Annotated in this window: 2 protein-coding genes; both read right to left on the reverse strand. The window is 75.2% G+C overall.

Annotated features, from left to right (window positions below; genetic code table 11):
* Positions 1 to 6: 6 nt before the first annotated feature.
* Positions 7 to 5,250, reverse strand: a complete 5,244-nt coding sequence (locus BJY16_RS46110; RefSeq protein WP_203759461.1) for a type I polyketide synthase — start codon at positions 5,248 to 5,250, stop codon at positions 7 to 9.
* Positions 5,251 to 5,285: 35 nt separating this feature from the next.
* On the reverse strand, positions 5,286 to 10,013 hold the full coding sequence (locus tag BJY16_RS46115; RefSeq protein ID WP_185046147.1) for a type I polyketide synthase: 4,728 nt from the start codon (positions 10,011 to 10,013) through the stop codon (positions 5,286 to 5,288).
* Positions 10,014 to 10,100 lie beyond the last annotated feature (87 nt).

Consider the following 10,100-nt stretch of genomic DNA (forward strand, 5'->3'; position numbering starts at 1 on the left):
CAGCCATCAGAAGCTCCCACTTGTCTGCGCGTCGTCCAGGTCGAGGCCGCTGAGGGCCATGCTGATCAGGGCGTCGGTGTCCATCTCGTCGATGGACTCCGGGTCGCCGTCGTCGTCGGGTTCCGGGGCGCCGGCCGGGGCCGCGCCGCCGAGTTCGAGCAGGGTGCCGAGCAGGCCGGCGTCGCGGAGGCGGGCCAGCGGGATGCCGAGCAGGATCCGCCGCACCGCGTCCTCGTCGTCGCCGCCGCCGGCCGGGTCGGCCGGGGCCAGCTCGGCGAGCAGGAACCCGGCCACGTCGGCCGGGGTCGGGTGGTCGAAGACCAGGGTGGCCGGCAGCCGGAGCCCGGTCGCCTGGCCCAGCCCGGTCCGGAACTCGACCGCGGTGAGCGAGTCGAAGCCCAGGTCGTTGAAGGCCCGGCCGGGTTCCACCCCGGTCGTGTCCGGATGGCCGAGGGTGCTCGCGGCCTGCGTGCGGACCAGGTCGACGAGCAGGCCGAGCCGGTCGCCGGCGGGCAGCGCGGCGAGCCGCCGGGCGAAGTCGCCGGCCGTGTCCCCCTCCGGCGCCGGTGCGCCGGCCCGCCGGGCCGGGGTCCGGGTCAGCGCCCGGAACAGGGCGCCGTCGCTGCCGTCCGCCGCGCCCAGCGCCCGCACGTCCAGGTTGATCGGGACCAGCGTGGCCGCGTCCCGGGCGGTGGCCGCGTCCAGCAGGCGCATGCCCTGCTCGGCGCCGATCGGGCTGACCCCGGAGCGGGCCAGCCGGCGCAGATCGGCCGCGGACAGCTCGCCGGACATCCCGCCGCCGACCTGCCACAGGCCCCAGGCCAGCGACTGGGCGGTCCGGCCGGTGGCCCGGCGGCGGGCGGCCAGGGCGTCCAGGTAGGCGTTGGCCGCCGCGTAGTTGGCCTGGCCGGGCGCGCCGAGCACCGCGGACGCCGAGGAGAACAGCACGAACGCGGTCAGCTCCCGGTCCCGGGTCAGCTCGTCCAGGTGCGCCGCGCCGTCCGCCTTGGCCCGCAGCACGGCGGCCAGCCGGTCCGGGGTGAGCGCGGTGAGCGCCCCGTCGTCGACCACGCCGGCGGTGTGCACGACCGCGCTGAGCCGTAGGTTGGCGAGGAGCGCGGCGAGCGCGTCCCGGTCCGCGGTGTCGCAGGCGGCGATCCGGACGGTGGCCCCGGCCGCGGTCAGCCGCTCGCGCAGCTCGCCGGCGCCGGGCGCGTCCTCGCCGCGCCGGCTGACCAGCAGCAGGTCGCGAACCCCACGCTCGGTGACCAGGTGCTCGGCCACCAGGGCGCCGAGCGCGCCGGTGCCGCCGGTGACCAGCACCGTGCCGTCCGGGCCGAAGGTGCTCGCCGGGGTGTCGCCGCTCGCCGCGGCGCGGGTCAGCCGGGCCGCGTAGACCGTCCCGTCCCGGACCACGACCTGCGGTTCCGGCAGGGTCAGCAGGGTGGCCGGGTCGACGCTGCCGTCGGTGTCGGCGAGCAGGATCCGGTCCGGGTGCTCGGCCTGCGCCGACCGGATCAGGCCGCGGACGGCCGCGGCCGCCACGTCCGGCACCGCACCGCCGGTGAGCGCGACCGCGCCCCGGGTCAGGACCACCAGGCGCGTCCCGGCCCGCTCCGGGTCGTCCAGCCATTCCTGTACGCCGGTGAGCGCCGCCCGGGTGGCCGCGTGCACGGCCGCGAGGTCGTCGCCGCCGGTCACCTCCAGCGTGACCGCCTCGGCGGCCGGTCCGGCCGGCTCGGTGACCGCCACCGGCACCCAGCTGACCTGGAACAGCGCGGACTGCCCGCCGGCCGCGTCCAGCTGCTCGGCGGAGATGGCCCGCAGCGCGAGCGAGTCGACGGTCAGCACGGTCCGGCCGGCGGTGTCGGCGACCCGCAGCGCGATCGTGCCGGGGCGCACCGCGGTGAGCCGGATCCGCAGGTCGGCCGAGCCCGGCCGGCCCAGCGTGACCCCGGACCAGGCGAACGGCAGGGTGGCCCGGTCCGCGCCGGCAGCGGAGAAGGTGACGGTGTGCAGCGCCGCGTCGAGCAGAGCCGGATGCAGCCCGTACGCCTCCGGGTGGCCGCCGTTCGGGAGGCGGACCTCGGCGTAGACGTGGTCGCCGGCTCGCCAGGCGGCCCGCAGCCCCTGGAACAGCGGCCCGTAACCGAGGCCGGCCTCGGCGATGCCGGCGTAGAAGCCGGCCAGGTCGATCTCCTCGGCGTCCCGCGGCGGCCAGGCGAGCAGGTCCGCGCCGACCGGCTCAGTCGCCGCCACCGACGTGACCCGGCCGAGGAGACCGGTGGCGTGGCAGGTCCACGGGCCGTCCGGGCCGTCCGCGTCGGACCGCGAGTGCACGGCCACCGGGTGCCGGCCGGCCTCGTCCGGGGCGCCCGCGACGACCTGCACCTTGACGCCGCCGCGGTCCGGCAGGGCCAGCGGCGCGGCGATGGTCAGCTCCTCGATCCGGTCGCAGCCGACCTCCCGGCCGGCTCGCAGCGCCAGCTCGACGAAGCCGGTGCCGGGGAAGAGCGCCACCCCGCCGATCCGGTGGTCGGTGAGCCACGGCTGGTCGCGCAGCGAGAGCCGGCCGGTGAGCGTGACGCCGCCGGTTTCCGGGGCCGGGATCACCGCGCCGAGCAGCGGGTGCCCGGCGGTGTCGGCGCCGGCGGCGGCCAGGTCGGCGGTGGCGCCCGGTGCGGGCTGGATCCAGTAACGCGCGTGCTGGAACGGGTAGGTGGGCAGGTCGATCGCGCGGCCGCCGGCCAGCAGCGGTTTCCAGTCCACCTCGACGCCGCGGGTCCAGGCGGTGGCCAGGCCGGTGAGCAGCTCGTCCTCGCGGGTGCGGTGCTGCAGCGCGACGAACGCCGCGTCGTCGGTGATCTGGCGGCCGAGGTTGGTCAGCGTGGAGTCCGGCCCGCACTCCAGGAACGTGGTGACGCCCCGGCCCAGCAGGTCGGTCACGATGTCGTGGAAGCGGACGGTGGTGCGCACGTGCTCGACCCAGTAATCCGGATCGGTCACGTCGCCGACCGTGATCACCGGGATGACCGGCTCGTTGAAGGTGAGCCCTCGGACGATCTGCCGGAATTCAAGAAGCATCGGCTCCATCAGGTGCGAGTGGAACGCGTGCGAGGTGTTCAGGCGGGTGGACTTCACGCCGAGGGTCTCGACGAGGGAGAGGACGGCGGAGTCAAGACCGGACAGCACCACCGAATTCGGCCCGTTGACCGCCGCGATGTCCACGCCCGGGATCAACTCGATCGCCGACTCAGGCGCGGCGACGGCGACCATCAGGCCACCGGCGGGCAGCGCCTGCATCAACCGGCCGCGAGCGGTGACGAGCTTGGCGGCGTCCTCCAAGGACAGGACACCGGCCACGTGCGCCGCGGCGATCTCACCGATCGAGTGCCCGGCCAGGAAGTCGGGACGAACACCCCACGACTCCAGCAACCGGTAGAGAGCGACCTCGAAGGCGAAGATGGCCGGCTGGGTGTTGCCGGTCTGCGCCAGCAATTCGGCGTCCGAGCCCCAGGCGACGTCCTTGACCGCGGAGCCGGCCGCGTCGAAGGCCGCCGCGAAGACCGGGAAGCGCTCGTAGAGGTCACGGCCCATGCCGAGGCGTTGCGAGCCCTGGCCGGTGAACAGGACGGCGGTCGAGCCCGGCGTGACGGTCCCGGTGATCCGCTTGTCGCCGAGCAGGATCCGGCGGTGGTCCAGGGCGGCGCGGGTGGTGAACGAGGAGAACGCCACGTCGAGCGGGGCTCCGGGGGCCGAGGCCATCCGGTCCGTCTGAGCGTCCAGGGCCGCCACGGTGCGGGCCGAGACCGCGATCGGGAACGGTCCTTCCGGCGTACCGGAAATCGGCTCCTGAAGGGGGTTCTCCGGGGCCTCCTCGACGATGACGTGCACGTTGGTGCCGCTCACCCCGAACGACGAGACGCCGGCGCGGCGCGGCTGCTCGCCGGCCGGCCACGGCACCTCGGAGCTGAGCAGCCGGACGTTGCCGGCCGACCAGTCGACGTGCGAGGACGGCTCGGTGACGTGCAGGGTGCGCGGCATCAGGCCGTGCCGGAGCGCCTGGATCATCTTGATCACGCCGCCGACGCCGGCGGCGGCCTGGGCGTGCCCGATGTTCGACTTGATCGAGCCGAGCCAGAGCGGCCGGTCCGCCGGGCGGCCCTGCCCGTAGGTGGCGAGCACCGCCTGCGCCTCGATCGGGTCGCCCAGCACGGTGCCGGTGCCGTGCCCCTCGACCACGTCGACGTCGCCGGTGGTGAGCCGCGCGTCGGCCAGCGCCTGCCGGATCACCCGCTGCTGGGACGGCCCGTTCGGGGCGGTCAGGCCGTTGCTGGCGCCGTCCTGGTTGATCGCCGAGCCGCGGATCACCGCGAGGATCGGGTGGCCGTTGCGGCGGGCGTCGGCGAGCCGTTCGAGCAGCAGCAGGCCGCCGCCCTCGGACCAGCCGGTGCCGTCGGCGCTCTCCGAGAACGGCTTGCACCGGCCGTCCGGGGCCAGCCCGCGCTGCCGGCTGAACGCCACGAACGGCGCCGGGGTGGCCATCACCATGACCCCGCCGGCGAAGGCCAGCGAGCACTCCCGGCGGCGCAGCGCGGTGGCCGCCAGGTGCAGCGCCACCAGCGACGACGAGCAGGCGGTGTCGATCGTGACGGCCGGGCCCTCCAGGCCGAGGGCGTAGGCCACCCGGCCGGAGATCACCGCCGCCGCGGTGGCCGTGGTCAGGTACGCCTCGGCCGCCTCCGGCGCGGCGGCCAGCAGGTACTCGTAGTCCTGCTGGCCGGAGCCGGCGAACACGCCGACCGGCTTGCCGCGCAGGCTGAGCGGGTCGATCCCGGCCCGCTCGGCGGTCTCCCAGGCCAGCTCCAGCAGGATCCGCTGCTGCGGGTCCATGGTCAGCGCCTCGCGCGGCGAGATGCCGAACAGCGCCGGGTCGAAGCCGGCCGCGTCGTCGAGGAAGCCGCCCTCCCGGACGTAGCTGGTGCCGGCCGTGTCCGGGTCGTCGTCGTGCAGGCCGTCCACGTCCCAGCCGCGGTCGGCGGGGAACTCGCTGATCGCGTCGCCGCCGCCGGCCACCAGCCGCCACAGGTCGTCGGCGGACTGGACGCCGCCCGGGTACCGGCAGCCCATCCCGACCACGACGATCGGGTCCTGCTCCTCGGTCTCGACCTCCTGCAGGCGCTGGCGGGTCTGGTGCAGCTCGGACGTCACCTTCTTCAGGTATCCGAGGAGTTTCTCGTCGTTGCCCATCGGGGTCACCGATCCTTCGCGTCTAGCAGGGCTGGTTACAGGCCGAGCTCTTGGTCGATGAAGGCGAAGACGTCCTCCGCCGTCGCCGCCTCGATCCGGTCGCCGACGGCCTCGCCGCCGTCGCCGAGGACCGAGGTCAGCCGGGCCAGGACCGCCTGCAGCCGGGCGGTCACCCGGTTCCGGTCGATCTCCTCGGCGGTCAGATCGCCGAAGGCCTGCTCCAGCCGGTCCAGGTGGGTCAGGGCGTCGCCGCCGCCGGTGTCGCACAGGGCGCCGTGCAGGTGCTCGGCGAGCGCGGCCGGGGTGGCGTAGTCGAAGATCAGCGTGGTCGGCAGCTTGCGGCCGGTGGCCGCGCCCAGCCGGGTGCGCAGCTCGACCGCGGACACCGAGTCGAAACCGAGGTCGTCGAAGGCCCGGCCGGGTTCGACGGCCGCCCCGGAGGCGTGCCCGAGGATCCCGGCGACACTGTCCCGGACCAGGTCGAGCAGGATCCGCTGCTGCTCGGCGGCGGGCAGCGGGGCCAGCCGGGCGGCCAGCGCGGCGCCGTCGCCGCCGTCCGGTTCGCCGTCGGCGAGCGCGGCCCGGACCGCGGCCAGCTCGTCGAGCAGCGGGCGGCGGCGGGCCATCGTGTACGTCGGGGCGAACCGCGCCCAGTCGATGTCGGCCACCACGATCGACGTGTCGTCCTGGTCGAGGGCCTGCCGGAGCGCGGCCACGGCCAGTTCGGCGGGCATCGCCGGGGCGCCGATCCGATGCATCTGCTCGGCCAGTTCGGCGTCGACCATGCCGGTCCGCCAGGCGCCCCAGGCGATCGCGGTGGCGGTCCGGCCGGCCGCGCGGCGGCGCAGCGCGAGCGCGTCCAGATAGGAGTTCGCGCTGCCGTAGGCGGACTGCCCGCCGCTCCCCCACACCGCCGAACCGGACGAGAAGAGCACGAACGCGTCCAGCTCGTGCCCGGCCAGCAGCTCGTCCAGGTGCTCGGCGCCGGCGATCTTGGCGTGCCCGACCTCGGCGAACTCGTCCAAGGTCAGCTCGTCCAGCCCGGCCAGCCGCTGGGCCAGCCCGGCCGCGTGCACCACGGTGCGCAGCGGCCGGTCGGCCGGGATCGCGGCGAGCAGCGCGGCGACCTGGTCGCGGTCGGCGATGTCGCAGGCGGCCAGGGTCACCTCGGTGCCCAGCGCGGCCAGTTCGGCGGCCAGCTCCGGAGCGCCGGCCGCGTCCCGGCCCCGGCGGCTGGTCAGGATCAGATGCTCGGCGCCCTCGGCGGCCAGCCAGCGGGCCAGGTGCCCGCCGATGCCGCCGGTGCCGCCGGTGACCAGCACGGTGCCGCGCGGCCGCCACTGCCGCTTGCCGGGGGTGGCGCCGGTCGCCGCGGTGACCAGCCGGCGGGCGAACAGGCCGGCCGGGCGGACGAGAAGCTGGTCCTCACCGGTCCTGGCTTCCCCGGTCGCCGCGGTCAGCACCGCGCCGAGCCGGCGCAGGCTCGCGTCGTCGGCGTCCTCGGGCAGGTCCACCATGCCGCCCCACGCGGCCGGCAGGTCCAGCGACAGGCCGGTGGCCAGGCCCCAGAGCCGGGCCTGGGCCGGGTCGACCGGCACCCGGTCGGTGTCCAGGGCCATCGCGCGGACCGTCACGCACCAGAGCGGCGCGCTGACCGCCGCGTCGCGCAGCGCCTGGACCAGGGTGACCGTGGCGGCGACGCCGCGGGTCAGGGTGGCGTGCCGGGGATGCGCCGCGCCGTCCAGGGCGAGCAGCGAGAGCACCCCGGCCGGGGTGGCGCCGAGCTCACCCAGCCGGGCGGCCAGCCCGGCCCGCTCCGGATCGGTGACGTCCAGCTGGACCACCTCGGCACCGCGCCGGGTCAGCTCCTTGACGATCCGCAGCACCCGGTCCTCGGCGGCCAGCGCGGCCGGGACCACGACCAGCCAGGTGCCGGTGCGGGTGGTGTCGGCCGGCTCGGCGATCGGGCTCCAGGCGAGGCGGTAGCGCCAGGAGTCGACGGTGGTCCGCTGCCGGTGCTCGGCGCGCAGGCCGGAGAGGGCCGGCAGGGTGGCGCCGAGCGCGGCCGGGTCGACGGCGAGACGCTCGGACAATGTGGTCCAGTCCTGGCTCTCGACCGACTCCCAGAAGGCGGCGTCCAACGGGTCGGTGGAGGTGGGGGCGGCCGGGGTCTCCTCGGCGGACCAGTAGGTCCTGCGCTGGAAGGCGTAGGTGGGGAGGTCGATCCGGCGGCCGCCATCCAGGAGCGGTGTCCAGTCCACGTCGACGCCGCGGGTCCAGGCGGTGGCCAGGCCGGTGAGCAGCTCCCTCTGCTCCGGGCGGGTGCGGTGCTGCAGGGCGATGAACGTCGCGTCGTCGGTGATCTGCCGGCCCAGGCCGGTCAGCGTGGCGTCCGGGCCGACCTCCAGGAACGTGGTCACGCCCCGGTCCAGCAGGTCGGTCACGATGTCGTGGAAGCGGACGGTGGTGCGGACGTGATCGACCCAGTAGTCCGGGTCCGTCACGTCGCCGACGGTGACCAGCGGGATGACCGGGTCCGCAAATTCGAGAGATTGGGCGATCTGCCGGAAGTCGTCGAGCATCGGCTCCATCAGGTGCGAGTGGAACGCGTGCGAGGTGTTCAACCGCGTCGACTTGACACCCAGCCGGTCCACCACCGACAGCACGGCCGATTCAGAACCGGACAGCACCACCGAGGTCGGCCCGTTCACCGCGGCGATGTCCACGCCCGGGATCAACTCGATCGACTCGGCGGACGCGGCCACCGCGACCATCACGCCACCGGCCGGCAGCGCCTGCATCAACCGGCCCCGGGCCGCGACGAGGCGAGCCGCGTCCTCAAGGGACAGGACACCGGCCACGTGCGCCGCCGCGATCTCCCCGATCGAGTGCCCGGCCAGGTAGTCGGGACGAACACCCCACGATTCGAGCAGCCGGTAGAGGGCGACCTCGAACGCGAAGATCGCCGGCTGAGTGTTGACCGTCTTGGCGAGCTCGTCGAAGGAGGAGCCCCAGACGACGTCCTTGACCGCCGACCCGGCCGCGTCGAACGCCGCCGCGAAGACCGGGAAGCGCTCGTACAGGTCACGGCCCATGCCGAGACGCTGCGAACCCTGCCCGGTGAAGAGCAGCGCCACCGGCCCCGGCGTCACCGTCCCGCTGATCGCCGGCACGTCCGCGGCCAGCCCGGCCAGCAGCTCGTCCCGCGACCCGGCCAGCACCACGGCGCGGTGGGCCAGGGCGGCGCGGTGCGCGACCGACGAGTACGCCACGTCCAGCACCCCGGCCTCCGGCCGGCCGGCCAGGTGGGCGTGCCAGCGCTGCCGCTGGGCGGTGAGCGCCGCCTCGGTCCGCGCGGAGACCACCACCGGCACCGGCCCGGCGGCCGCGACCGGCGGCGCGGGCGGCTCGGCCGGCGGCGCCTGCTCGATGATCACGTGCGCGTTGGTGCCGCTCAGGCCGAACGACGAGACCCCGGCCCGGCGCGGGTGGCCGTTGTCCGGCCAGGGCAGGCTCTCGGTGAGCAGCCGGACGTTGCCGGCCGACCAGTCCACCACCGACGACGGCGCGTCGATGTGCAGGCTGGGCGGCAGCACCCCGTGCCGGATCGCCTGGACCATCTTGATGATGCCGCTGACCCCGGACGCGGCCTGCGCGTGCCCGATGTTCGACTTGATCGACCCGAGCCAGAGCGGCCGGTCCGCCGGCCGGTTCTGGCCGTACGTCGCGAGCAGCGCCTGCGCCTCGATCGGGTCACCCAGCACGGTGCCGGTGCCGTGGCCCTCGATCGCGTCCACCTCGGCCGCGGTCAGGCCGCCGGAGGCCAGCGCCGCCTCGATCACCCGCTGCTGGGACGGCCCGTTCGGCGCGGTCAGCCCGTTGCTGGCGCCGTCCTGGTTGATCGCCGAGCCGCGGATCACGGCCAGCACCTCATGGCCGTTGCGCCGGGCGTCGGAGAGCTTCTCCAGCAGCAGCAACCCGGCGCCCTCACCCCAGCCGGTGCCGTTCGCCGCGTCCGCGTACGCCTTGCACCGCCCGTCCGGCGCCAGCCCGCGCTGCTGGCTGAAGCCGATGAACGAGGCCGGCGTGGACATCACCGTCACGCCGCCGGCGAGGGCCAGCGAGCACTCCCCGCTGCGCAGCGACTGCATCGCGAAGTGCAGCGCGACCAGCGACGACGAGCAGGCGGTGTCGACCGTGACGGCGGCGCCCTCCAGGCCCAGCGCGTAGGCGACCCGGCCGGAGACCACGCTGGCCAGCCCGCCGGTGCTGCCGCCCACCCCGTAGTCGTGGTAGACCACGCCGGCGAACACGCCGACCCGGTCGCCGCGCAGCGACTGCGGGTCGATACCGGCCCGCTCGAAGGCCTCCCACGAGGTCTCCAGCAGCAGCCGCTGCTGCGGGTCGGTGTCGGCGGCCTCGCGCGGGCTGATCTTGAAGAAGTCCGCGTCGAAGTCGCCGGCGTCGTGCAGGAAGCCACCCTCGGTGGAGTAGGTCTTGCCGGGCGTGGCCGGCTCCGGGTCGTAGAGGTCGGTCGGCCAGCCGCGGTTCACCGGGAACTCGGTGATCCCGTCCCGGCCCTCGGCGACCAGGTCCCACAGCTCCTCGGGACTGCTCACCCCGCCGGGGAACCGGCAGCTCATCGCGATGACGGCGATCGGCTCGCGGGCGCCCGCCTCGATCTCGTGCAGCCGGCGCCGGGTCTGCTGCAGCTCCGCCGTGGCGCGTTTCAGATAGTCACGAAGTTTGTCGTCGTCAGCCATCGCAGATCAACCCATCTCGAATTCGTTGTCCAGAGCGGCGAACAGCTCCTCGTCGCTGGCGTCGTCCAGGACGAGGTCCCGGTCCGG

It is taken from the genome of Actinoplanes octamycinicus (genome assembly GCF_014205225.1).
GTDB classification, from domain to species: Bacteria; Actinomycetota; Actinomycetes; order Mycobacteriales; family Micromonosporaceae; genus Actinoplanes; species Actinoplanes octamycinicus.

Excerpts from the sequence above, each read along its gene's own strand:
- BJY16_RS46110 (WP_203759461.1), bottom strand. The coding sequence starts at position 5,250 with ATGGGCAACGACGAGAAACTCCTCGGATACCTGAAGAAGGTGACGTCC.
- BJY16_RS46115 (WP_185046147.1), bottom strand. The coding sequence starts at position 10,013 with ATGGCTGACGACGACAAACTTCGTGACTATCTGAAACGCGCCACGGCG.